Origin of the sequence: Acutalibacter caecimuris (genome assembly GCF_034335085.1) — a bacterium.
Classification (GTDB): domain Bacteria; phylum Bacillota; class Clostridia; order Oscillospirales; family Acutalibacteraceae; genus Acutalibacter; species Acutalibacter caecimuris.
On sequence record NZ_JAWXXJ010000018.1, the window covers coordinates 53,867 to 77,623 of the forward strand.

The 23,757-nt window shown below is 59.6% G+C and carries 26 protein-coding genes and 1 riboswitch; of the genes, 15 read left to right on the forward strand and 11 right to left on the reverse strand.

Annotated features, from left to right (window positions below; all coding sequences use genetic code 11):
• Positions 1-20: 20 nt before the first annotated feature.
• The 6 genes from rplA to U8U01_RS11600 all read right to left on the reverse strand — a co-directional run bounded on the left by rplA (position 21) and on the right by U8U01_RS11600 (position 3,424).
• Positions 21-713, reverse strand: a complete 693-nt coding sequence (rplA, locus tag U8U01_RS11575; protein WP_322174338.1) for a 50S ribosomal protein L1 — start codon at positions 711-713, stop codon at positions 21-23.
• Between the two features lie 18 nt (positions 714-731).
• The gene (rplK, locus tag U8U01_RS11580; protein ID WP_322174340.1) at positions 732-1,157 is read right to left on the reverse strand and encodes a 50S ribosomal protein L11; all 426 of its coding nucleotides are present in this window, start codon (positions 1,155-1,157) and stop codon (positions 732-734) included.
• A gap of 246 nt (positions 1,158-1,403) precedes the next feature.
• Positions 1,404-1,928, reverse strand: a complete 525-nt coding sequence (gene nusG / locus U8U01_RS11585; protein ID WP_322174342.1) for a transcription termination/antitermination protein NusG — start codon at positions 1,926-1,928, stop codon at positions 1,404-1,406.
• A 36-nt stretch (positions 1,929-1,964) separates the two neighbouring features.
• Positions 1,965-2,207, reverse strand: coding sequence for a preprotein translocase subunit SecE (secE, locus tag U8U01_RS11590; RefSeq protein WP_322174344.1), 243 nt, complete (start codon positions 2,205-2,207; stop codon positions 1,965-1,967).
• A gap of 13 nt (positions 2,208-2,220) precedes the next feature.
• On the reverse strand, positions 2,221-2,370 hold the full coding sequence (gene rpmG, locus U8U01_RS11595; protein WP_066539368.1) for a 50S ribosomal protein L33: 150 nt from the start codon (positions 2,368-2,370) through the stop codon (positions 2,221-2,223).
• A 268-nt stretch (positions 2,371-2,638) separates the two neighbouring features.
• Positions 2,639-3,424 carry a DUF7674 family protein gene (locus U8U01_RS11600; RefSeq protein WP_322174347.1) on the reverse strand — a complete coding sequence of 262 codons (786 nt, stop codon included), beginning with the start codon at positions 3,422-3,424 and terminating at the stop codon, positions 2,639-2,641.
• 431 nt (positions 3,425-3,855) lie between these two features.
• On the opposite strand from U8U01_RS11600, the gene U8U01_RS11605 reads away from it, so the two are divergent.
• From U8U01_RS11605 to argS, 4 genes are all read left to right on the forward strand, one after another.
• Positions 3,856-4,938, forward strand: a complete 1,083-nt coding sequence (locus U8U01_RS11605; RefSeq protein ID WP_322174349.1) for a D-alanine--D-alanine ligase family protein — start codon at positions 3,856-3,858, stop codon at positions 4,936-4,938.
• A complete protein-coding gene (murI, locus tag U8U01_RS11610; RefSeq protein ID WP_322174351.1) occupies positions 4,931-5,743 on the forward strand; it encodes a glutamate racemase in 813 nt (270 codons plus the stop codon). The genes U8U01_RS11605 and murI overlap by 8 nt, the downstream gene beginning before the upstream one ends.
• Positions 5,744-5,795: 52 nt before the next feature.
• A complete protein-coding gene (locus tag U8U01_RS11615; protein WP_322174353.1) occupies positions 5,796-6,233 on the forward strand; it encodes a YwiB family protein in 438 nt (145 codons plus the stop codon).
• A gap of 123 nt (positions 6,234-6,356) precedes the next feature.
• Positions 6,357-8,042, forward strand: a complete 1,686-nt coding sequence (gene argS, locus U8U01_RS11620) for an arginine--tRNA ligase (protein WP_322174355.1) — start codon at positions 6,357-6,359, stop codon at positions 8,040-8,042.
• Positions 8,043-8,243: 201 nt separating this feature from the next.
• Here argS and U8U01_RS11625 read toward each other — a convergent pair whose 3' ends face one another.
• Positions 8,244-8,813: a DUF4854 domain-containing protein gene (locus U8U01_RS11625; protein WP_322174357.1), complete on the reverse strand. Its 570-nt coding sequence runs from the start codon at positions 8,811-8,813 to the stop codon at positions 8,244-8,246.
• A 200-nt stretch (positions 8,814-9,013) separates the two neighbouring features.
• Positions 9,014-10,132 (reverse strand): LacI family DNA-binding transcriptional regulator, encoded by a 1,119-nt coding sequence (locus U8U01_RS11630; RefSeq protein ID WP_322174359.1) that lies wholly within the window; start codon positions 10,130-10,132, stop codon positions 9,014-9,016.
• A gap of 116 nt (positions 10,133-10,248) precedes the next feature.
• A riboswitch (TPP riboswitch) is annotated at positions 10,249-10,352 on the forward strand.
• Between the two features lie 113 nt (positions 10,353-10,465).
• Here U8U01_RS11630 and U8U01_RS11635 point away from each other — a divergent pair.
• The 6 genes from U8U01_RS11635 (at position 10,466) to U8U01_RS11660 (ending at position 14,610) form a co-directional block, all read left to right on the forward strand.
• Positions 10,466-11,101, forward strand: coding sequence for an energy-coupled thiamine transporter ThiT (locus U8U01_RS11635; protein WP_322174361.1), 636 nt, complete (start codon positions 10,466-10,468; stop codon positions 11,099-11,101).
• 102 nt (positions 11,102-11,203) lie between these two features.
• Positions 11,204-12,355 (forward strand): DHHW family protein, encoded by a 1,152-nt coding sequence (locus U8U01_RS11640; protein ID WP_322174363.1) that lies wholly within the window; start codon positions 11,204-11,206, stop codon positions 12,353-12,355.
• A gap of 83 nt (positions 12,356-12,438) precedes the next feature.
• Positions 12,439-12,768, forward strand: coding sequence for a DUF1540 domain-containing protein (locus U8U01_RS11645; protein ID WP_322174365.1), 330 nt, complete (start codon positions 12,439-12,441; stop codon positions 12,766-12,768).
• A 160-nt stretch (positions 12,769-12,928) separates the two neighbouring features.
• A complete protein-coding gene (locus U8U01_RS11650) occupies positions 12,929-13,759 on the forward strand; it encodes an ADP-ribosylglycohydrolase family protein (protein WP_322174367.1) in 831 nt (276 codons plus the stop codon).
• Positions 13,756-14,253 (forward strand): hypothetical protein, encoded by a 498-nt coding sequence (locus tag U8U01_RS11655; RefSeq protein ID WP_322174369.1) that lies wholly within the window; start codon positions 13,756-13,758, stop codon positions 14,251-14,253. The genes U8U01_RS11650 and U8U01_RS11655 overlap by 4 nt, the downstream gene beginning before the upstream one ends.
• Before the next feature lie 90 nt (positions 14,254-14,343).
• Positions 14,344-14,610, forward strand: coding sequence for a hypothetical protein (locus U8U01_RS11660; RefSeq protein ID WP_322174371.1), 267 nt, complete (start codon positions 14,344-14,346; stop codon positions 14,608-14,610).
• Between the two features lie 63 nt (positions 14,611-14,673).
• Here the strand turns inward: U8U01_RS11660 and U8U01_RS11665 are convergent, their stop codons facing one another.
• The 3 genes from U8U01_RS11665 to U8U01_RS11675 all read right to left on the reverse strand — a co-directional run bounded on the left by U8U01_RS11665 (position 14,674) and on the right by U8U01_RS11675 (position 17,304).
• Positions 14,674-15,390, reverse strand: coding sequence for a PHP-associated domain-containing protein (locus U8U01_RS11665; protein WP_322174373.1), 717 nt, complete (start codon positions 15,388-15,390; stop codon positions 14,674-14,676).
• 45 nt (positions 15,391-15,435) lie between these two features.
• Complete coding sequence (locus tag U8U01_RS11670; RefSeq protein WP_322174375.1) at positions 15,436-16,830, reverse strand: MATE family efflux transporter; 1,395 nt, start codon at positions 16,828-16,830, stop codon at positions 15,436-15,438.
• 165 nt (positions 16,831-16,995) lie between these two features.
• The gene (locus U8U01_RS11675; protein WP_322174377.1) at positions 16,996-17,304 is read right to left on the reverse strand and encodes a hypothetical protein; all 309 of its coding nucleotides are present in this window, start codon (positions 17,302-17,304) and stop codon (positions 16,996-16,998) included.
• A gap of 240 nt (positions 17,305-17,544) precedes the next feature.
• Here U8U01_RS11675 and pfkB point away from each other — a divergent pair, with 240 nt between their 5' ends.
• From pfkB to U8U01_RS11700, 5 genes are all read left to right on the forward strand, one after another.
• The gene (gene pfkB, locus U8U01_RS11680) at positions 17,545-18,483 is read left to right on the forward strand and encodes a 1-phosphofructokinase (RefSeq protein ID WP_322174379.1); all 939 of its coding nucleotides are present in this window, start codon (positions 17,545-17,547) and stop codon (positions 18,481-18,483) included.
• 158 nt (positions 18,484-18,641) lie between these two features.
• A complete protein-coding gene (locus U8U01_RS11685; protein ID WP_322174381.1) occupies positions 18,642-19,820 on the forward strand; it encodes a 5-bromo-4-chloroindolyl phosphate hydrolysis family protein in 1,179 nt (392 codons plus the stop codon).
• Between the two features lie 138 nt (positions 19,821-19,958).
• Positions 19,959-21,110: a toxic anion resistance protein gene (locus tag U8U01_RS11690; protein WP_322174383.1), complete on the forward strand. Its 1,152-nt coding sequence runs from the start codon at positions 19,959-19,961 to the stop codon at positions 21,108-21,110.
• Between the two features lie 353 nt (positions 21,111-21,463).
• The gene (locus U8U01_RS11695; protein WP_322174385.1) at positions 21,464-22,237 is read left to right on the forward strand and encodes a hypothetical protein; all 774 of its coding nucleotides are present in this window, start codon (positions 21,464-21,466) and stop codon (positions 22,235-22,237) included.
• Between the two features lie 54 nt (positions 22,238-22,291).
• Complete coding sequence (locus U8U01_RS11700) at positions 22,292-23,305, forward strand: TPM domain-containing protein (protein ID WP_322174387.1); 1,014 nt, start codon at positions 22,292-22,294, stop codon at positions 23,303-23,305.
• The last annotated feature ends 452 nt before the right edge of the window (positions 23,306-23,757 follow it).

Genomic DNA, 23,757 nt, shown 5'->3' on the forward strand with positions numbered 1-23,757 from the left:
CTTTTTGTTATGCAAATGCTTTAGACAAACTTTGCCGGGTTGATCTTGATGCCGGGGCCCATGGTGGCGCTCAGCACGCAGGAGCGCACATACTGGCCTTTTGCGGCAGCGGGCTTGGCCTTCACGATGGCGTCCATCAGGGTGTTGAAGTTCTCGGCCAGCTTTTCGGGGCCAAAGGACACCTTGCCGATGGGGCAGTGGATGATGTTGGTCTTGTCCAGGCGGTACTCGATTTTACCGGCCTTGGCCTCCTGCACGGCCCGGGCGATGTCCGGGGTCACGGTGCCGGCCTTGGGGTTGGGCATCAGGCCACGGGGGCCCAGGATCTTACCCAGGCGGCCCACCAGGCCCATCATGTCGGGCGAGGTAACGACCACGTCAAAGTCCATCCAGCCCTCGGACTGGATCTTCTGCACCATTTCCTCCGCGCCTACAAAGTCGGCGCCGGCGGCCTGGGCGGCCTCGATGTTGTCGCCTTTGCAGATGGCCAGCACCCGCACGTTTTTGCCGGTGCCGTTGGGCAGCACAATGGCGCCACGGACCTGCTGGTCCGCATGGCGGCCGTCCACGCCCAACTTTACGTGGAGTTCTACGGTTTCGTCAAACTTGGTGGTGCCGGTCTTTACGCACAGGTCCAGGGCCTCTGCGGTATCGTAAAGTTTCGCGCGGTCAATGAGCTTAGCGCTCTCTCTGTATTTCTTACCGTGTTTCATTGCAGTTTCCCCCTTCCCTTAGTCTACGACTTCCACGCCCATGCTGCGGGCGGTGCCGGCAATCATGCTCATGGCTGTTTCAATAGAACTGGCGTTCAGATCGGGCATTTTGGTTTCGGCGATCTTCTGGATCTGCTCTTTGGTGATCTTGGCGACCTTCTTCTTGTTGGGCTCGCCGGAGGCCGTTTCGATGCCCACGGCCTTCTTGATCAGCACCGCGGCAGGGGGGGTCTTGGTGATAAAGGTAAAGGAGCGGTCGGCGTACACGGTGATGACTACAGGGATAACCAGCCCCACGTCGTTTTTGGTGCGCTCGTTGAACTCCTTGGTAAACGCCATAATGTTGACGCCGTGCTGGCCCAGCGCAGGGCCTACCGGCGGGGCCGGCGTTGCTTTGCCGGCAGGAATTTGGAGCTTAATAAAGCCCGTTACCTTTTGTGCCATTTTACATTACCTCCCAATCATGTGGTCATAACGGTGCGGGCAGGAAATTTTTACCCGTACCTCCCACCAGCGCCCCGGAATACCCCGGGCGCTGCGCTTTCTTTTGGGCCTTTGGCGGCTTGGGGCGCTGCCCCAAGGACCTTTCGCCCCCGGCCCTTTTCCCGGCCCGTAAGCCGGCTACTGTCTGTGCGGCCTTCTTTTCGTTTGCCTGCCTGGCGGCCTTGCCCCTGGGGCGGCCGCGCTTTCTCAGCCTACCGGCTCGGCCTGGTCCAGTTCCAATTCCACCGGGGTGTCCCGGCCGAACATGGAAACCGTTACCCGGATCCGGTTTTTCTCCGTATCCAGTTCCTCCACCACGCCCACAAAGCCTTCCAGGGGGCCGTCGATGATATTCACCGAATCGCCCACGCCGTAGCTGACCTCCACCTGCCGCAGGTCAATGCCCAGGCGGGCCACCTCTGCGTCCGTAAGGGGTACCGGCTTGGAGGAAGGCCCCACAAAACCCGTGCAGCCCCGGATATTCCGAACGGCATACCAGCTTTCGTCGGTCATGATCATCTTTACGATGACATAACCGGGGAAAATCTTCCGCTCTACCTCTTTGCGCCTGCCGTCGTCGGTGATCTCCGTCACCTGTTCGGTAGGCACGCGTATTTCCTGGATAAGCTCGTGCATCTGGCGGTTTTCCACCGTCTTTTCCAGGTTTGAGGCCACTTTGTTTTCATATCCCGAATAGGTATGCACCACATACCACTTCGCTTCTTCCGCCATGTCAACCTCCAAAAAATCAGCCAGGCAAGGGCCTGTTTACGCCGCTACGTTCATCACCAGGCCCAGCAGGTTCATAAACGCCGTGTCCAGCAAAAATACGAACAGCCCCAGCACAATGATGGTTACCAGCACCACGCCGGTGTTCTTGAACACCGCCTTCGGGGTGGGCCAAACGATCTTTTTCAGCTCCCCCTTGCAATCTTTGGCAAACTTTGTGGCTTTTTTGCCAAAGGCTACCAGGGCGTTGGGCTTTTTCGTGCTTTTCTCGTTTTCCGCCATCTTCACCCGCTCCTTACTTGGTTTCCCTGTGCAGGGTGTGTTTCCGGCAGAACCGGCAGTATTTGTTCATTTCCAGCCTGTCCGGGTCATTCTTCTTGTTCTTCTTGGTCAGGTAGTTGCGCTGCTTGCACTCCGTGCAGGCCAGCACGATCTTCACTCGCATCTCTTCAGCACCTCCATAAACGTTGGATGTTTTGCCTAAGGCGCAGGGCCGTGGCCCTCTGCCTCCCTCAAAAAGAAGGGCGCAAAAAAAGAAACCCCTTTTCGAGGTATCTTTAGTATAGCATAACCGCCCCGGACTTGTCAATAGGCCAATGCCGGGAAATAGGGGAAAACCGGCGCCTTCCCATACCCCCGTAACCAAAGGGCGGGCCCTGCCGTATGGCACGCCCGCCGCCCTGGCCCAAAGCCCTTATGCCGGGCTTTGGGCATCAGCCCTCCAGCCGAGCCTCTACCTTCTTGCCTTTTGCCTTCTTTTTCTTCTCCGGCTTGATGTTTTTCCCCTTCAGCTTTCTGGAATACCCGCTGTGCTTTTTCAGTTCGTCTTCCAGCTTGCCCTGTGCCGCCTGGAAGGCCCCGTCGGAGAGGCCGTTTAAAAAGGTAAAGCTTATGATCGAACGCAGGTCCATATCGCCGTTTTTATACATATCGTCCAGCAGCGCGCACAGCTTGTCCGCCGGCTCGCTGTCCGGGTACTTTTGCAGCAGGTCATCGGCCCGGGGGATTACATGGGCCTTTAAAAAGGTGATATACCGCACCTGCCCGTACACGATCTTCTCCTCGTTCAGTTCCCCTTTTATCTCCGGGAAGATATTCGCCAGCCGGTTGATGAAAAACAGCGGGTCTACCGTACGGTCCTCACCCTTGGCGGCCTTTTTGCGCTGCTGCACCACCGCCACCCGCTTGGGGCCCCGCACGACCTCCAAAAAGTCATTGATGATGCTCTCCGCGTCCGAGCGATCGGCAGTTTTCATATCAAAGAGCCAGGCCGAAAGCTCCCGCCAGTCTCCCGGCTTGCTATCCGCCGTCAGGGTCGTAGAGCGCAGGACAAAGCTTTTCCGCTCGGTGGCATATAGCAGGCTGTAGGCTACATCCGCCGCCCGGAACATGGACGCGCGGCCGGCAGCGTCCTCCAGCGCGACGGGCTCTTCAAAGCCCTGCTGGGTAAGTTCCGCCCCCAGCGCGGTCTGTATCAGCTCAAAAGCGTTAAAATCCAATGAGATCAACTCCAAAAAATCAAATTAACATATATTATACCATGCCCCCGCGCAAATGTCCATAGCCTAAACTAAAGGGGGTGTGTCCGAAATGAAGAGTCTATGACGAAATGTTGGCCTCCGGCGGCGGAGAGTTGGCTACGCCAACTCTTGGGCTCTGATTCTCGGCTGCCGCCTCGGTCGGCGACGGGCAATCGCCACCGGCGGTTGCCGCCCCCTAAGAACCCCGCCACCTTTGAAAAGGACGAGGGCCACCGGGGGGGGGGCGTCACGAGCCGGCCGAACCGGCAAGTGAGAAGGCGAAACTTTTACTATTTGTCCGTTTGTTCGCCGGAACCTCGCCGGTATTTGTGGGCCAAAACAGTTGATAAATCCCGCCGGGTATAGTATAATAGGGTAAAAGAATCCAAACGAAACGAGCGTGATCCCCCATGAGCGAGAAACTCCGTCTGGGCGTAGTCTTTGGCGGCCAGTCCTCTGAGCACGAGGTTTCCCTGATGTCCACTGCGTCTATCCTGGAAAACCTGGACCCAGGGAAATATGAAGTATATAAAATCGGCATAACCAAAGAGGGCCACTGGCTTTTGTATGAGGGCCCTGCCGCCGACCTTTCGGACGGCACCTGGCTGACGGCCTCTACCCCGGCCTTCCTCTCCCCTGACCCTACCGTTCACGGCCTGGTGGCGCTAAAGGACGGCCGTTGTGAGGTCATCCCCCTGGACTGTATCTTCCCGGCCCTTCACGGCAAAAACGGCGAGGACGGCTCCATCCAGGGGCTGTTCCAGTTGTCCGGCATCCCCTATGTAGGCTGCGGGGTCACCAGCTCCGCCGTGTGCATGGATAAGGCCATCACCCACACCCTGCTCTCCGCGGCGGATATCCGCCAGGCCCATTACCTCTGGTTCTATGCCGACCGCTATGCCGCCGCCCCGGACACCATCCGCAACAAGATCCAGGCCCGGCTGGATTTCCCGGTGTTCGTTAAACCGGCCAATGCCGGCTCCTCTGTAGGCGTTAGCCGGGTGGATAGCCCGGAAGGCCTGGACGCCGCCATTAAAAAGGCCGCTGCCGAGGACGGCAAGGTGGTTGTGGAAGAGGGCATCCGGGGACAGGAGGTGGAGTGCGCCGTGCTGGGGCTACGCCCCACCGCCCAGGCCTCTGTGGTGGGGGAGATCGGCGCCTCCGCCCAGTTCTACGACTACGACGACAAGTATATCAACGGCACCAGCCAGCTCTTCATCCCCGCCCGGCTGGAGGAACCCGTGGCGGAGAAGATACGGGACACCGCCGTGCGGGCCTACCGGCTGCTGGGCTGCTCCGGGCTGGCGCGGGTGGACTTCTTTGTAGCCGAAGAGGGCCGGGAGGTGGTGCTCAACGAGATCAACACCCTGCCGGGGTTCACCGCCATCAGTATGTACCCCAAGCTGTGGACGGCCTGCGGCATGACCTACGGCGGGTTGCTGGACCGGCTGATCGCCCTGGCCCTGGAGAAGGCGGGTGTGGCCCATGGATAACCGGCCCATCGGGGTATTTGACTCCGGGCTGGGGGGGCTGACGGCAGTAAAAGAACTGGAAAAGGTGCTGCCCGGCGAGAGCATCGTTTACTTTGGCGACACGGGCCGGGTCCCCTACGGCACCCGCAGCCGGGAAACCGTGCGCCGCTATGCCCGGCAGGATATGGCCTTCCTCACCCGCCATGACGTGAAGGCCGTACTGGCCGCCTGCGGTACGGTCAGTTCTACCGCGGGGGATATTGGCCACGCCCTGCCCGTACCCTATTTTGATGTGGTGGGCCCTACGGCCCAGGCAGCCGTCCGGGCTGCCAAAGGGGGGAAGATCGGGGTGATCGGCACCAGTGCCACGGTGCACAGCGGCTCTTATGCCAGGGCCATTGCGGCGCTGGACCCGGCGTTGCAGGTGTTCACCCAGCCCTGCCCCCTGTTCGTGCCGCTGGTGGAAAACGGCTTTGTTGCCCCCGGCGAGGAGATCACCCGGCTGGCGGCGGAGCATTACCTTGCGCCCCTGCGTGAGGCGGGGGTCAGCGTGCTGATTTTGGGCTGTACCCATTACCCTTTGATCGCCCCTACCATCTGCCAGGTCATGGGCCCGCAGGTCACCCTGGTGGACAGCGGCCGGGAAGCGGCCCTGGCCCTGGCCGGGTACCTGACGGGGCATACCATGCTATGCGGGCCGGGCCAGCCCCGGCAGGCAGAATACTATGTGACCGACGAGCCGGAGAACTTTGCCGCGGTAGCCGCCCTGTTCCTGGGCCACGCGGTGAAAGGCCCCCGGCGGGTGGACGATATTGAAAGCTACTGAAAACCACTGGATACCCCGGTAGAAAAACCGGGAAATGAAGGAGGGCGGGGATATGTTAAAGGAAGATTACACCATCAACATCCGGGGCAAACAGGTTTACGAGGATGATTCCGGGGAGGTTGCCCTCTCCACCACCGGCACTTTTTCCGAAAAGGACGGCGTGCAGTTTATCGCCTATAAGGAGTACGATGAGGAGGATCCCCGCTTGTCCCACACGGCGGTGCTGCGGGTGGAGCCGGGCAAAGTCACCATGATCCGGGCGGGCTCCTCCACCCGGCTGATCCTGGAGGAGGGCCGGCGGCATCTGTGCCACTATGACACCGGGTTCGGCTCTTTGACCGTGGGGGTCTTTACCAGCGAACTGCATACTGCCCTGGGCAGCGGCGGCGGCTCGCTGGAGATCAAGTATACCCTGGACATCGACTCTAACCTCTCCAGCCAAAATGAACTGCGGGTAGAGGTGATCCCCCTGCCGGCACCCCGGTGCTGACCGGCCCGGCGCCCAGGGACGCCTGCACGGCCGCGGCTTTGTAAGTAAAGCCGCGGCCGTGGCCTCTGTCTGCCGGTACCCTGCCGCCGCTTAAAAAGTTAAAAGGAAAGGATTTTTTAAATTATGTCACAGCTTGTCACCAAAGCCAAAGAACAACTGGCCGGCGCCATTCAGGCCGCGCTACAGCAGGCCATAGCCTCCGGCACCCTCCCTGCGGCCACCCTACCCCCCATCGTGCTGGAAGTCCCTGCCGACCGGGCCCACGGGGACTGGTCCTGTAACGTGGCCATGGCCGGGGCACGGGCCTTCCACGCCGCCCCCCGTAAAATTGCCGGGGCTGTGCAGGAGAATATCTCCCTGGCGGGCACCTGGTTCAACGCCTGCGAGATCGCCGGCCCCGGATTCCTCAACTTCACCTATGACCCCCGCTTTTACGGGGCTGTCCTACAGGATATCGCCAAGCTGGGCCCGGCCTATGGCCAAAGCGGGCTGGGCGAGGGAAAGCGGGTGCTGGTAGAGTACGTTTCCGCCAACCCCACAGGCCCCATGCACATTGGCAACGCCAGGGGCGGCGTGCTGGGCGACGCCCTCTCCGCGGTGCTGGAAACGGCCGGCTACCAGGTGGAGCGGGAGTTCTACGTTAACGACGCCGGCAACCAGGTAAACCGCTACGGCCTGTCCATTGAGGCCCGGTATATGCAGCAGTTCCAGCCGGATTTCCCTTTCCCGGAGGACGGCTACCTGGGGGAGGACGTGACGGAAAACGCCCGGACCTTTGCCGGCATCCACGGGGACAAGTACGTGGCCTGTGACAGCGAGGCCCGCCGCGAGGCCCTTATCGCCTATGCCATCCCCCAAAACATCCAGGTGCTCCACGACGACCTGCGCCGCTACCGGGTAGAGTACGACAACTGGTTCCACGAGTCCACCCTCCACGGAAACGGCGCGGTCAGCCGGGTAGTCGAGCTATTTAAAGAGAAGGGCTGCACCTACGAGAAGGAAGGCGCCCTGTGGTTCAAGGGGGCGGAATACGGCTCCGAGGACTTTGTACTGGTGCGCTCCAACGGGGTGCCCACCTATATTGTGCCGGATATCGCCTACCACTACAACAAGCTGGTCACACGGGGATTTGACCTGGCCATCAACGTGCTGGGCGCCGACCACCACGGCTATGTACCCCGGCTGAAGGCTGCCATCGCCGCCCTGGGCATTGACCCCGACCGCCTGAAAGTGGTGCTGATGCAGATGGTCAGCCTGGTGCGGGACGGCGAGGCCGTAAAACTCAGCAAGCGCAGCGGCAAAGCCATTACCATGGCCAATCTGCTGGACGAGGTGCCTGTTGACGCGGCTCGATTCCTGTTCAACTCTTACGAGCCCAACACCCGTATTGACTTTGACTTGGACCTGGCCGTGAAGGAAGATGCCCAAAACCCGGTATACTACGTGCAGTACGCCCACGCCCGCATTTGCAGCATTTTGCGCAATTTGAAGGCTGACGGCATAGAGCCCCGGCCCTGCACCCCCGAAGAGCTGGCCCTGCTTACCGCCCCGGAGGAAGTGGAACTGACCCGCTACCTTTCCGGCTACACCGACGAGGTGGCCAATGCCGCCCGGAACATGGACCCGGCACGTATTACCCGGTATGTGCTGAACGTATCCACCCTGTTCCACAAGTTCTACAACGCCTGCCGGGTGAAGGGGGTAGACCCGGCCCTTAGCGCGGCACGGCTGGGCCTGTGTACCGCGGCGAAAACGGTGATAGAAAACGCCCTGGCCCTATTTAAAGTAACCGCCCCCGATTCCATGTAACCGAAAGCAGCGCCTGCAAACGCGCTGGAATACCGGCAGGGAACTTCCCCTTAAAGGGAAGTTCCCTGATTCGTTTTAGGCGGGCAGGTGGGGGTTCTTGCAAGCCCCGTTGCGCTTTGGGGAAACTTTTATGGGCGCTGCGCGGATAATCAGGCAAATAAAAAGGGCTCCCGCTTGGGGAGCCCTCAGCTTTTGTTTACTTTATTTGGCACTGAATTCCTGGCTGTAAATCTCCTTGCCGTCCTCGGTCTCGTACACCACAACCACTTTCGGGTCAGTCACTTCAATGGCAGAGCTCAAAGAACCGGCAATGCTCTCAAAGGTGCTGCCCTGGCTGCCCATAGCGGCTTCCAGCGCGTCACGCATAACGCTGATCTCGTCATCGCTAAAGGTTTCGCCTACATAGGTAAAGGTATAGATAAGCTTGTTGTCCTCGCCTGCAATGGCCACCTTCATGCTGTCGTCGCCAGCAGTCAGGCTTTCGATCATGGAGTCCAACTGGCCCTTCACAGTGGGGTCGTCCAGGAACTCCTGGATGGTAGCAAACTTGCCGCTGGCAGGGGCGCCGGCCTCGCTGCTCTCGGTTTCGCTGCTTTCAGCCTCGCTGCTGCTCTCCGTTTCGGAAGAACTGCTGTCCTCTACCGCGGAACTGGTGGTGCTGCTGGCCTCGCTGGAGGAACTGCTCTTCCCGTCGCCGCCGCAGGCAGCCAGGGACAGTACCATTGCCATCGCCATCGTGCCGGCCAAAAGCCGGAGAAGATTCTTTTTCATGATCAATCACCTTTCATTCATTTTTGTTTTAAGTATTTTGGCCCCTCAAGGCTTGCATTACCGCCCCGCGGGAACCAAGGGGAATTATACTCCTGTTCCCGTACAATGTCAAGCCTAGAATGATTACAAAAGAATTACTTTTTCCCGCAAAAACAATAGTATTCCACGCTGTTTTCCTGATTTAGCCAATTTCAACAATTTTACTCCAGCCTCTTCTGCCCCGCCCCGGTCAAATCCCGCACGCTGCCCCGCTCTACCAGCCGGGCGGGCAGTTCAAAGCGCAGCCAGGGTTCCTCTTCCCCCAGCTCCTTCAGCCGCCGCAGGTTCTTGATCATCTGCACACACTGCCGGCCCATCAACTGGGGGGAATTGTGCACCGTGGTGATGTGGGGCTCAATCATGGTGCACATGGGCTGGTCGTCAAACCCTGTTACCGAAATGTCCTCCGGCACTTTTTTGCCGATGAGTTCCAGCGCCTTTATGGCCCGCCACGCCTGCCGGTCGTTCTCACACACCAGTGCCGTGGGCAGCCGGGGCGCCTCCCCCAGCAATTTGGCCAGCCGCTGGTACTCAAACAGGTCTTCCTCCGGCTTGGCGCAAAAGTAGAACTCCGGCCGGTCCTCCAGGCCGAATTCCTCCAGGGCCCACCGGTACCACCTGCGCCGGTCATCCCGCACCTCGCCGGGCCAGCCGCTGTAGGCAAAGCCTATTTGGGTATGCCCCTTTTCCTTCAGGTATCTGACCACATTGTACATCCCCTGCCGGTTACTGATGCACACGCTGCTGGGCTCCCAATAAGATGCCCCGTCCAGAAAGCCGCCTGCGTCTATAAAGACGCAGGGCACCCCCGCCGCTTTGACCTCCCGCTCCATCTTTTTTGTCAACTGGCAGGGGTGCACGATCGCCCCCATCACATCCCCTGTGCGGCGCAACTGCTCAGCCAGGCTGGTGTTTTTCAGCCGGTTGGTGTGCACCATCACCAGGCAGCAGTCATTCTCCCAGGCCTCGGCCTCCACGCCCTCCAGCACCCCGGAGAAGAAATTATAGGGGTCGTTCCGGTCCCCAAAAAACTCATGGGAGATGATATAGGCGATCACCTTGCAGGCACACCCGCCGCTTTCCGCCTTTTCCGCGGGCTTATCCCCCGGCGCGGCCCCCTCCCGGCAGGCGTCGCTGAGCATCTCCCCGTGCCCCAGCTCCTGTATCTTTTCCAGCAGCGACTTGCGCAGCGAGTCGCTGATGCCCGGCTTATTGTTCAGCACCAAAGAGATAGTGGCTGGCGAAACGCCCAGTTTTTTGGCCAGATCCTTTGCTTTCACACTTGATCACCCCGGCAAGATTTATAAATTCTTTATAAACCATTATAAACTATCCTGCCCAAAATTGCAACCCCCTATTGACAATCTGCCCAAAAAAAGATAGAATAGTATTTGAAAAGTGAAAGCAGGGGTGCCCTTACGGGCTGAGAGGAGCTACGAGCTTAAACCCTATGAACCTGATGCGGATCATACCGACGTAGGGAGCGTTTCATGAGGATACTTTGCCGGGCCGGGCCATACCCCACCCGGCTGGAAACGCACTTTTACGCCGTCTGGGCCTCCAGGCGGCTTTTCATTTTTCAAAAATTTTCTCACGGAGAAAGGAAGATCAACATGGCGGAAAACAGAAAGACCATACCGGCCCCGGCCGGCAACACCCTGCGGGTGCAAAACCTGGTGCTGGCGGGCATCCTGATTGCCCTGGGCACTGTGCTGTCCTTCATCAAGGTGTTCGACCTGCCCTACGGGGGCTCCATCACCCTGTGCTCGATGCTGCCGGTTATGCTGTTTGCCTACCGGGCAGGCATAAAATGGGGGCTGGGGGCCGGATTCACCTTCAGCGTGCTGCAACTGCTCTTTGGCATGGACGGCCTCAAGGGCATCAGCGGGGCAACGGTCGCCGGCTCGGTGCTGCTGGACTACTTGCTGGCGTTCACCGTGCTGGGCCTGGCCGGGATGTTCCGGGGCCGGGTCAAACACGAACCCACGGCGTTTACATTGGGCTGCCTGGCGGCCGGGCTGCTGCGGTACGTATGCTCCTTCCTGTCCGGGTGGATCTTGTGGAGCGAGTACGCGGATGCGAATTTCTCGCCGTTGCTGGCAGGCATGGACGGGCAGCAGTTGGCCTGTTTTTACTCGCTGGTCTACAACGGCAGCTATATGCTGCCGGAGATCCTGGTAACTTGCCTGGCGGCCTTTGCGGTTATGCAACTGGCCGGCAAGCTGGTGCTGAAAGGCGCTGATGCCTGACCATACGGAAACAGGGGCGTGGGGCCTGATCCCCGCGCCCTTGCCTTTTTTTACCCTTTCTGGTATGATATTCCCATTACCTTTGTAAGGAGTTGACCCCATATGCCTGCCAAACACCGCGCCCAGCCCTCGCCCCCTGCCTTCCGGCCCGGCCTCCTCCTCGCCATCCTCCTATTGCTGGCCGGCCTTGCCGCCGGCGGTTTCTTGATCTGGGAAAAGGCCGGCTCCGCCCCGCCCCCTTCTGCCCCCACGCCCACCGCACCGCCTGCCCCCACGGCCAGCCCTACCCCTGTGCCAACGCCCGCTCCCACGCCCTCCCCTACGCCGGCTCCTACCCCAACCCCCTCGCCCGCCCCTATCCCGGATACCGGCGAGGACGGCTATGCGTCGGAGGGGCTGTATATCTGGAATAACATGGCCTTTGAACTGTTTTACGGCTATAACGAGGCCGCCGAGCCCTACGCCCAGGCCATTGAGTCCTTTGCCGCCCAGTTGCCGGGCATCCGGGTATACAACCTGGTGGTGCCCAACCACTGCGAGTTCGGCCTGCCCCAGCGCCTGCGGGACGCCCTGGGCTGCGGCTCTCAGCGGGAGAACACCGCCTACATTTACGGCAGCTACCAAAATGTCATCCCCGTAGACGCTTACGATACCCTGGACCAGCACAAGGCGGAATACCTCTACTTCAACACCGACACCCACTGGACGGGCCTGGGCGCCTACTACGCCTACCGGGCGTTTTGTGATACCGCAGAGGCAGAACCCGCCGCTTTGGAAGATTTTACCGTAGAAACCTACGACGGCTTTCTTGGGTACCTGTACCAGCTTTGCGGCGAAAGCTGCCTGGCCGGGCAGCCTGACCACATCGACCTGTATGAGCCGGGTTTCCCCTACACCGCCGCCCTCTCTGATGATGGGGAAAGCTTTACCGAGGTTGCGGGCGTTAACAGCACCGACAGTTCTATGGGCTACAGCATGTACCTGTGGGGGGATAACCCCTGTTTCCGGGTTGTCAACGAAAGCCTTTCTACCGGGCGCAAGCTGGTGCTGGTAAAGGAATCCTACGGCAACGCCATTGCCCCTTTCCTGGCCGCCAGCTTTGACGAGGTATATGTGGTGGACTTCCGCAGCTTTGCGGGTAGCCTGCCGTCCTTCTGCGCCGGCAAGGGGATTACGGATGTGCTCTTCCTCAACAGCACCATAGCAGCCAATACCTACGCCAGGGTAGAGGACCTGCAAAGCCTCTTCCCGTGAATAAAACCCCGGCTACCGGGCACAATAGCCCTGTAAAGCGGCTTTGCCCGTTTTGCAAATTTTTATTGCCGAGGTAATATGCCATGAAAAACAGACTGGAATGTTCCGTTACCGCCTGCCGCCACAATGTTAACGACCTGTGCGACCTGCCGGGCATCAAGGTAGAAGGCCCCGGCGCCTGTTGCAGCGACCAGACCTGCTGCGAGTCCTTTGAGCCCAGGGGCACGGGCAGCAGCAACGCCGTTTCCGGTTTCAGCTCCGCCACCCCGGAAACCAGCATTGACTGCAAGGCCCACAAGTGCACGTACAACCACAACAGCAAGTGTGAGGCCGAATGCGTATGCGTAGGCTGCTGCTGCCAGGATGTAACCGGCAAAAGCGGTACCGAGTGCTGCACCTTCCGGGAAGGCTAAGGTTCCGTCTATTTTGCCCAGAGAGAGCCGGGCCTATTCCAGCCCGGCTCTCTCTTTTTGTGTAAAATGCAACTAGCAATTTTTCGCAGGCGATGGTATAATGGGAGTAGTATGGCTGGTAAGAGGCCCGCCCCATCCCCCCACGAAAGGAGGATCCCCGATGTACGGCGCCATCCTGGGCGACATCGCCGGTTCCCGCTTTGAGTTCACCCGGCCGGAGCGTTTCGACTGGCGTACCGAAGAGCTTTTCAGCGGCATGAGCAGCTACACCGACGATACGGTGCTCACCATTGCAACCAAGTACGCGGTACTTACCGGCGTCCCCTACTTTAGGGCCTACCGCCAATTTGGCCGGCGGTATATGCAGGCCGGCTACGGGCCCATGTTCAAAAACTGGCTCCACACCCAGTCTGAGCGGGGCTACCACAGCTACGGCAACGGCTCTGCCATGCGGGTCAGCTATATCGGCTGGCATTTTAACTCCCTGGAGGAGGTGGAGCGCCAGGCCGCAGCCAGTTCCATGTGCACCCACGACCACCCTGAGGGCATTAAGGCCGCCCAGGCCACTGCCGCAGCCGTGTACATGGCCCGCACCGGCGCCAGCAAGCGGGAGATTGCCCGGTACATCCACCGCAAATACAAATACATGGTACTGCGCCCCCTGTCCACCTACCGGCCCTTCGGCAAGTTTGACGTATCCGCCAAGGGCACCATGCCCCTGGCCCTGCGCTGTTTCCTGGAGTCTGAAGACTGGGAAAGCTGCATACGCAACGTATACAGCGTGCGCTGCGACACCGACACCGTCGGCTGCATTGCCGGGGGGATTGCCGACGCCTTTTTCGGCGGCACCGGCCAGGACGAGGACAGCCTGCTGCGGCGGTTTTTGATACGCCCCAACCGGGTAGGCGCGTTTGACACATACCTATATGACTGGGCGGTGAAAACCCCCGGCCAGTTCCAAATGGAGAAAGAGGAAGGTGATGCCCCATGATCGTCCAGACCTATCAATCCAAGCTGGTGCTGAAAACCCTGAAAGCCGGCGAAACCTACCGGGCCAAGCCAAACCTAAAACTGCGGGGGGAGTACGACGCCATGATCGATATGCTGGGCCTGCATTGCGAGTGCCCGGTTTTTGCGGTGGTGAAGGGGAAACGGCAGAACACCGGCGGCAAGGTTTCCGGCTCGGTGCGGCTGACGCTGGAGGTGCCGGACGAGTACATACACCTGACGGAGTACAGCGAGTGGGCGGATTTCATCTACGCTTTCAAGTTCAGCAAGCCCGGCAACTACAAGGTGCTGCGGCCGGACTGCGAGGAGATCACGGTGCGGCGGTACAACCAGTTGATGGAAAACCTTAAGCAGCAGAAAAAGCCCTCCCAGTATGACTGCCCCCAGGTGGTGTTGGAAAAAATTGAGCCCTCCTGGCTGAAAAGCGTGAAGATCTTCGGCAAATCCGGCCTGTTTGGCCGCCTGCTGCGCCGGTAAGCCCCGCCCCATTTCCCCCTTGCCTTTTCCCGCCTTCTGTGCTATAATCTTCCCACCAAGAACCAAACACGTAGAAAAGGAGGAGCCCATATGTCACCGCAAATGGTCGAACTGCACGACGTAGATGTCCCCGCCTTTCTGAAGGTGCTGGATAGCTGCGAGGGGGAAATTTACCTGATGACCCGCGACGGCAACCGCCTCAACCTGAAAAGCAAGCTTTGCCAGTTGGTGGGCCTTACCGCGCTGATAGAGGGCGGCAAGATAGCCGAAGCCTTTGTTATGTGCGAGAAAGAGTCGGACGAATCCAAGCTGTTCCGGTTCAACCTTTATAAAAAAGGTGTGGACGAGGACAAATAACCCCAAGGCCAACAAAAACCAACGGGGCCAGGCAAATGCCTGGCCCCGTTTTCCCATACCATCCTACCGGTTCGGCACGGTCTCCCCTGCCACGACCAGCCGGTAATCTCCGCTGCGCAGGGCCTCTACCAGCTCTTCGCCGGTACGCACCCGCTGGGCAAAGGCCACCCCCGCCTGCCCTATGCCAGAGCTGTACTGCTCGTGCACATCGCCCCCGGCGGTCTGCAACAGGCCGGTTTCCCGGGCCAGGGCCAGGGCCTTCTCGTTCTCCTCCGGACGGTTGTGGTAATTATACACCTCCAGCGCGTCCAGGTACGCCGGCTGGGGCCCTACCGCCATGTTTATATACCCCCGGTCCCGGAAGGGGTGGGCCATAGACAAAAACCCGCCTGCCCCATGCACCAGCGCCGCATACTCTGAAAGGGGCAGCAGGTGGATGTCCGGGTTGTCCAGCAGGAAATCCAGCCCAATACCATAGGTCAGCACCTCTTTGCCGTCACCGTAGGCGTGCTCTATGCCAAACAGCACGTCAAAGTCCTTCCCCTGGGCCCAATCTTTGGCCGCCAGGTAGGCATTGTAGTATTCGTGGGCAATCTCCCCCCAGGGCAGCGAGCGGTCTACCGCCGTATTGCCCCGCAAAAAGTGGTCGGTTATGATGATACCCGCAAACCCGCAGGCATAGTATGCCGCGGCGATCTCCTGGGGCGTGCTTACCCCGCAGGCACTGCACCAACTGTTGTGGCAATGGGTTTCATACCGGTACTGATAGCGTTCCTCCATGCTTTTACCCCTTTCTAACTTTTCCATTTTCCGCCCTTGCCGGGTCTACTCCGCCACCACGTTCTTGGCCCATATGCCGGACTTCAGCATCAGCAGCGCGATCACCGCTTTCAGCCCGGAGTCTGCGCATTGCACCAGAAAGAACATCCACGGCAGCGAAAGCGCCGTAAACCGGCTGAGCAGGAAGGCAATGGGCAGGCATACCACCCAGGTGTACATACAGTCAAACAAAAAGGTGATGAACGTGCGCCCCCCGGAACGGATGGCGAAATACGAGCAGTTTACAATGGCCCCCAGGGGCAGGAACACCCCGCAGATCATCAGCAACTGGGAAGCCAGTTCCCGCACCGTGTCCTCGGTGTTGTAGATCATGGGGATGAACGGGGACGAGAGGGCCAGCAGCACCCCCATTGCCAGGTTGGCGGCCGTGCCGAAAAACAGCAGCTTGCGCACGGTGGCTTTAGCGCCTTCCATATCGTTGGCCCCCAACTGCTGGCCCACCATAATGGCCACCGCGTTGCCCATAGACATTAGCAGCAGCGAGAACAACTGGTGCACCGTGGCGCTGATGTTGGTGGCCGCCACTGCCTCCAGCCCCCGGGTGGCGTAGCAGGCGGTTATCAGCGAAATGCCCACCGACCAGAGCATCTCGTTGAGCATCAGCGGGGTGCCGGTGGCGCCAATGCGCTTTACCAGGGGCAGCGGGACCCACAGGCTCTTCAGGGCGCCTTCCATAAAGGGAAACTTCCCCTTATGCCGGTAGGCCTGTATGGCCAGGTAGGCCACCTCGATATACCGGGCGATCACCGTGGCCAGCGCGGCCCCGGCCACCCCCATTTTGGGAAAACCAAAGCTGCCGAAGATCAGCAGGTAGTTCAGCACCAGGTTTACCCCAATGGACAGCACGCTGGCCACCATCGGGATAAAGGTTTCCCCGGTGTCCTTCATCACACTGGCAAAGCAGTTGGACACCGCAAAGGGCAAAAGCCCCCACAGCATAATGGCCATGTAGCTTTCGGCATAGCGCAGGGTAGCGTCCATATCCCCCTGGGCGGCCTCGTCCCCGTGCAGGTACAGCATAAAGAACTGCCTGCCAAACAGCACCATCGCCAGGATGCCCAGCACCCCTGCCACCAGGGCAAAAACCAGCCGGAACCGCAGGGTGCTGCGCACCCCTTCCGTGTCCCCTTTGCCGTAGTACTGCGCCCCAAAAATGGACGCCCCGGACATCCCCCCAAAGATGGTCAGGTTGAAGATAAAGACCACCTGGTTTACAATGGCTACCCCGGACATGGGCGCCGTGCCCAGCCGCCCTACCATCACGTTGTCCAGCAGGTTCACAAATGTGGTGATGCCCTGCTGGATCACCATCGGGATGATCAGTGCCACCACGGACAGGTAAAAAGCTTTTGTACCTATGTACTTTTTATAGAACTGCAATCTTTCCCCTCCTTATCCAGCCCTCGTGATACTTGGCCGGCCCGCCAGGCCCCCGGCAACCGGCGGGCCCTGGGGCCAAGTTAGCATTCATTGTACCACAAATCCTTTGGGGATGCAACCGGCCCGGCCCACAAAAAATGAGGGCGCATCCCGCGCCCTCTGCTGTCAACGGTCCCCGCTCTCCACCGTGCTTTCGTCCCCGTCGTCCCACACGCTGGAAAGCCCGCTGTCCAGGCCGTCCTCATCCAGCCCGCTGTTTACCCCGCTGCCCAGATCAGACTGGAGGCCGGACGCCTCGCCGTCCAGCATGGAGTCCAGGGCCGACTCCACCCGGCTGACCGTTTCGCTTACGTCCTCCCCCACCCGGGAGACCACCTCAGACACCGTGCTTTCCACCTTGCCATTGCCGCAGCCGGTAAGGGCTGCCAGAACAGGCAGGCATAAACAAAAAACCAATACGCTTTTGCTTTTCATACTGACTTCCTTTCTGCCGGGCAGCAGGGCATACCCGCCCCGCGCGGCCCTGTTTTTTGCGGGCGGCCGGAACGGCAGGCAACGCGGTGTTGCCCGCGCCCCCTGCTGCCGCCCTTTTTTGCTCTGGATTAGCTTTGCCAGCCAGGATAAAAAAATACCTATTGTGCGGAAATGATTGCAAAAAATTTTTTAAAATGATAGAATACTTTAAAAGACTTGTAAGGCCAGGAGGGTATTATTATGGTGTACACTGTCACGCTCAACCCCGCGCTAGACTGCTACCTGGCGCCCGAAACCTTCTGTATCGGGCAGATCAACCGCTACGGCGCCTCCCGGTTTTTGCCCGGTGGCAAGGGGGTCAATGTTTCGCTGATGCTCTCCTCCCTGGGCGTCAGCACCTCGGCGCTGGGCATTGCCGCCGGGTTTACCGGCAGGGCCCTGGCAGATATGCTGGAGCAGGCGGGCTGCCACACCTCCTTCCTCTTCCTGAAACAGGGCCTTACCCGCCTGAACCTGAAATTATCCCCTGCCGGCCAGCCGGAAACCGCCCTGAACGGCGCGGGCCCCGCCCTGGACGAAACCACCCTGGAGCAACTGGAGCAGCTTGTGGCCACCCTTTTGCGTCCGGGGGATATGCTGGTGCTCTCCGGCAGCCTGCCCCAGGGGCTGCCTGTGGACACCTACGCCCGTTTGGCCAAGGCCGCGCCCCAGGGGACCGGCCTGGTTTTGGACGCCAGCGGCCCGGCGCTGCTGGCCGGCTTGCAGGCCCAGCCCTTCCTGGTCAAGCCCAATTTGGAGGAATTGGGAGAACTGTTCCGGGTGCGCCTTACCGGCGAGGAGGACAGCCTGCCCTATGCCCGGAAACTGCGCCGCCGGGGCGCCAGGAACGTGCTGGTTTCTATGGGCGGGCAGGGGGCTTTCCTGCTGACCGCCCAGGGGAAAGTGCTGCGCCGCCCAGCCCTGCCCGGCAAAGAGGTGTCCTCGGTAGGGGCGGGCGACTCTATGGTGGCGGGTTTCCTCCACGGCTGGCTGCAAACCAGGAACCTGTCCGCCGCCCTGGACTGGGGGGTATCCGCAGGGGCGGCTACCGCCTTTACCCAGGGGCTGGCCGAGGCCGGCCAGGTGCGCCAGCTTTATGCCCGGCACTTTACCCCCCGGCCGGGCACGCCCCAATGTTAATAGAAAATTAAGTTGACATAGCCGCCGATACACCGTAAAATAGGAGTAGGGCTGTTGTTCCGCAAGCCTTACAGCCCGGTACGGCCTAGCTATTCCCCTATGCGGCCCCAAGGCGCGCATATTCCCCATAATGCTGATCAGGAGAGGGTGTTATCTACATGAACAACAACGGCAAACGTCCCGTGGAGGCCGAATACCGTTCCTCCCAGGTATACAAAACGCTTAACGGCCTGCCCGGCGCAGACAAGCTGGCCGAGGGCTTGGGCCGGGCTGCCGCGGGTATTGATGCCGCGTTGAACAGCGTCGGCCCGGTGGTCAAGTCCGCCGCCCAGGGCTACCGGAACGGCCGGCCGCCACAGCCCGGCGCCCATCAGGCCCCCAGCGCGCCCCCTCCCCCCAGCGCCCCTAACGGCAGCTACCACTATACCTACCGGTATAACGGCGCCCAGCCCAACCGCCAGGCCTCCCGGCCCCCCCAGCCTACCCGGCAGGGGCCGCAGCCCGGATACCGGCCGGGGCCGGGAACGCCCCCGCCTGCCCAGCCATACCGGCAGGCTCCCCCCCATCCCACCCAAAGCACCCGCCCCCCTGCGGGCGTCACGCCGGCCCCTGCGCCCCAAATGCCCCCTATGAAGGTGGTGCATATGGGCAGCCCGGCCAAATATTACATCACCGGCATTGTGGCCCTGCTGTACGCAATGAACGGCCAGATGATCGAGCCCCACGAGTGGGCGGTATTCGCCATTGTGGTGCTGTTGACTTTCCTGCTGTCCGGTGCCATTTTCCGGGGAAAAAAGCAACTGGTGCCCGCGGTGGCGGAAGAGCCCAAACCCGCACCCCAGCCAGAGGCTAAAAAGGAGCCGGAGCCCCAGCCGGAGAAGAAATCCACCACCGGCAACCCGGAGGTGGATAAGATCATCGACGAGGGCCATGTGTACCTGAAAAAACTCCGGGCCGCCAATGACGCCATCCCGGACGAAGCCCTTTCCGCCGATATCGACCGGATGGAGCGGGCCTCGGCGGATATTTTCAACTATATTGCCAAGCATCCGGGCAAGGCCCCCCAGATCCGCAAATTCATGAACTACTACCTGCCCACCACCCTTAAGCTGCTGAACAGCTACGAGCAGCTTAGCAAGCAGTCGGTAAAGGGCGAGAACATTACCTCCACCATGTTTAACATCGCGGGCATGATGCATACCGTGGCCGACGCTTTTGAAAAGCAACTGGACTCCCTGTTTACCGACGAGGCCATGGATATTTCGGCGGACATCACGGTGTTTGAAACCATGCTGAAACAAGAGGGCTTTGTGGAGGAGAAGAAAAACGGGTTGTAAACATCCACTGGGCCTATTAAGAGGAAACCTTTGCGCCTTGTCAGAAGTAAGTTTTACAGCTTAAACAATTCGTAAGAAACCGCACAGGAAACTGTAATCAGGTAAGGATAAAATATAACATGAAATGAGGTCGTACAGATGGACAACGAGATCAAATTGACCCTGGAGCAGGAGGCCCCCCAGATGCCCACGCTCACCCTGGACCCGGAGCAGCAGGAGGCCCCTGCCGCCCCGGAAGAGCCCCAGATCACCACCCTGGACGAGAGCGTGCTCTCCCCGGAAGAGCGCAAGATGGTGGACGACTTCTCCCAGAAAATCGACCTGCACAACAGCACCATGGTGATGCAGTACGGCTCTGCGGCCCAGAAGAAGATCGCCTCCTTCTCGGACACCGCGCTGAACAATGTGCGCACCAAGGACCTGGGCGAGGTGGGCGACCAGATCAGCAACCTGGTGGTAGAACTGAAGGGTTTTGACATTGATGAGGAGGAGAAAAAAGGGTTCTTTGGGTTCTTTAAGAACTCCGGCAACAAGATTGTGGCCATGAAGGCCCGGTATGACAGCGCCGAGGTGAATGTCAACAAGATCGCCGCCGCCCTGGAAAGCCATCAGGTACAACTGATGAAGGACGTGGTGATGCTGGATAAGCTGTATGACATGAACCTGAATTACCATAAAGAGTTGTCCATGTACATCATCGCCGGCAAAAAGAAATTGCAGCAGGAGCGGGCCACCACCCTGGAGCAGATGAAACAGAAGGCCCGGCAGACCGGCCTGGCCGAGGACGCCCAGGCTGCCAATGACTTCGCTCAGCAGTGCGACAGTTTCGAGAAAAAACTCCACGACCTGGAATTGACCCGCATGGTCAGCGTGCAGATGTCCCCCCAGATCCGCCTGGTGCAGAACAATGACAAGCTGATGAGCGACAAGATCCAGTCCACTTTGGTGAACACCATCCCCCTGTGGAAGAGCCAGATGGTGCTGGCCCTGGGCCTTGCCCACAGTGAGCAGGCCGTCCGCGCCCAGCGGGAGGTCACGGATATGACCAACGAGTTGCTGCGCAAAAATGCCGACAAGCTGAAGATGAGCACCATCGAAACCGCCAGGGAAACCGAGCGCGGCGTGGTGGATATGGAAACCCTCCGCCACACCAACCTCTCCCTTATCCAGACCCTGGACGAGGTGGTCAAAATCCAGGACGAGGGCCGCGCCAAGCGCCGTGCCGCCGAGCAGGAGATCGGCCGGCTGGAAGGGGAACTCAAGCAAAAACTGCTGGATATCCACTCCTGAGGGCTTGGGCGCTGTTAGGGCGCTGTCCCAACCCCCCCTGTTGGGGCGCTGTCCCAAGCCCCTCCTGTTGGGGCGCTGCCCCAAACCCTGTTTAAGAAACTTTTTGAAAAAAGTTTCTTAAAAATCTTCAAAAACTTTTTTGTTGCACAGGTGGGGGATGGATTTACGGGAGCTCTGCCTGGTTCCGGTGTTTTGCTGTGCGGTTTTTGCGTTTTTCTTTTGGACGCCTTGCAGCAGGGTGGCCGGTTATTCCGTTTGTTTTACTTGTTTGATTGGTTGTCCAGCCGTAAACGTTTGGGGGGCGGATCATCCCCTTTTAAAAATTCCCTGACCTTACAAAAGGAGGCTCGTTCATGAAAAAGAAAAGGCATATAGCGGCCTGCGTGGCCATGTCGGTAGCCATTGCCGCCTCGATCCCTTTGGGCATCAACCGTTCATTGGCACGGGTACGGGAGGACGCGGCTGGCCAATACTATTATGATGACGTGGGCTTTTGCCTGTATGAGGGCATCGAAAACCGCCAGGAGGCTGCCAACAGCCTGATCACCGTGGCTGAGCGCTACGTGGAGCAGGAGCCCACTTTGAAGCCCCTGATAGAAGAGTTGGCGTACCGGGTGCAGGCCTCTTACAACGCCTATGATGACGACGACAGTTTTACCAAAACTGTCCGGGCCAACCAGGCGCTGGACGCCCCTGCCCAGGAACTTTCTCAGGCGCTGCAGGGCATTACACTTAGCGAAAAGGATCGGAAATACCCGGCCCAGCTTATCGACCAGATGAAGTCTGAGCAGGATAAGCTGGCCCGCAGCAGCTATAATGACGCGGCCCGGGCGTTTAACGCCAAGCTGGAAAAGATGCGGCCTATGGCGTTGCTGCACCCCATGTCTACCTTTGATAAGGTGGACACCACCGAACAGGCTGCCCCTGCGGACACGGGCATCCCCTCTCCCCCTGCCATGCGGGAGAGCCCTGGCGCCCCTGATTTGGATGAAATTGTGGAGCGGGCCCAGGAGTTTGCCGACGACACCGCCAACGGCGCCACGGACTTTGCCGATGACGTGGCGGATTGGGCTGAGGGCTTGGGGGAGGAGATCAGCGGCCGGGTTACAGATGCCTTTGGCGGATGAAACCCAGCGGCACCGTTCACACCGCTATATTGACAGGAAAGCGAGGTCCCCTGGATGAAAAAACGTAGCCTAAATAGCCTGCTGGGTATTTTGCTGGCCCTATGCCTGGTTGCCAGCCTGGCCCCCTCTGCGCTGGCGGCCATCCCCAAAAGGCCCGAAAACAAATATGTGCTGGACAGCGCCGGCGTGCTCTCCAGTTCCACCGAAAAGCGGATCATCTCCACCAACCAGGACCTTTTTGCGGAATGCGGCGCGGAGGTTGTGGTGGTTGCCGTGGACTTTTTCGGCGGGAAAAGCCGGGAGGACTACGCCACTGACCTGTTCAACCAGTGGGGGATCGGCTCCAGCGAGCGGAACAACGGCATCCTCCTGCTATTGGGCATTGGCGAGGACGACTACTATGCCCAGGCCGGGTATGGCATTGAGGACTATTTTAACGGCGGTATGCTGGGGGATATGCTCTATGACTATTTGGAGGAGGACTTTGCAGCCGGTGACTATGACGCTGGGGTGCTTAGGTTCTTCGACGCGGTTGTAGATGAACTGGAGTCCTATTACGCCGGCTCCCCTGCCGCCCCGATGGAGGACGGCCGCTATGAAGGGCCGGCCAGTGGGAGTTCCTCCCGCAGCGGCATACGGGTCCTGGGCATCATCGTCTTTGCCCTGGTGCGGATAGCCATTGTGGTCGTGGTACTTTTGTTGGTATTCCGCCTGCTGAAGGGCATTGGCCGGGGCGGCGGGCCACGAGGCGGCGGCGGTGGCGGCGGGTTCTGGCAGGGTATGTTTATGGGGAGCATGATGAACAACCACCATCGCCGCAGGCACTACTGGGGGCCCCCTCCCCCGCCACCCCCACCATATGGTGGGCCCAGGCCGCCTAGACCCGGCGGATTTGGGGGCAGACCCGGCGGTTTTGGCGGGTTTGGAGAGTTCGGCGGACGGCCTGGCGGGTTCTCCGGGGGAGGGGGGAGCCGGGGCGGCGGCGCTGGACGCGGCTTTGGCGGCGGACGTTCCGGGGGCTTTCACGGCGGGGGCGGTAGCCGCGGTGGAGGCGCCGGACGCCGGTAATTAGCAAAAATGACGGCTGTGCATGGAGAATATGCACAGCCGTTTTTCTTTTTGTATAATATTTTCTCGTTTCCATTGTAGGAATTGGTGTATTTACCGGGTGTTTGGAGAATTTGTTGGAGGGGGTATGGACGGATGGAAGGGGACATTTGCGGGGGAATGGGGATTTGCTATTTGTACAGAAAAACTTCTTTGCATTGTGCTGTGGGTGGTATTTTTGACGTTTGGTTAGTTGTAGTTTACTTAAAATATGGGGCGGGGAGGCCTTGAGAGGGGGTTTTGGGGGCAGTTTATGGAGGGATCTTGCGGGGGTATTAAGGGGTTATTGGGCGGGTATTGGGCAGGTATTAGGGGGGTATTGGGGCGGTCTTGAAGGCGGATTTGCGTTATCAGGGCAATGTGCGAAAGCACTTTAGGGGGACGGGATGGGGAAAGGGATTTAGGTGGGGGAG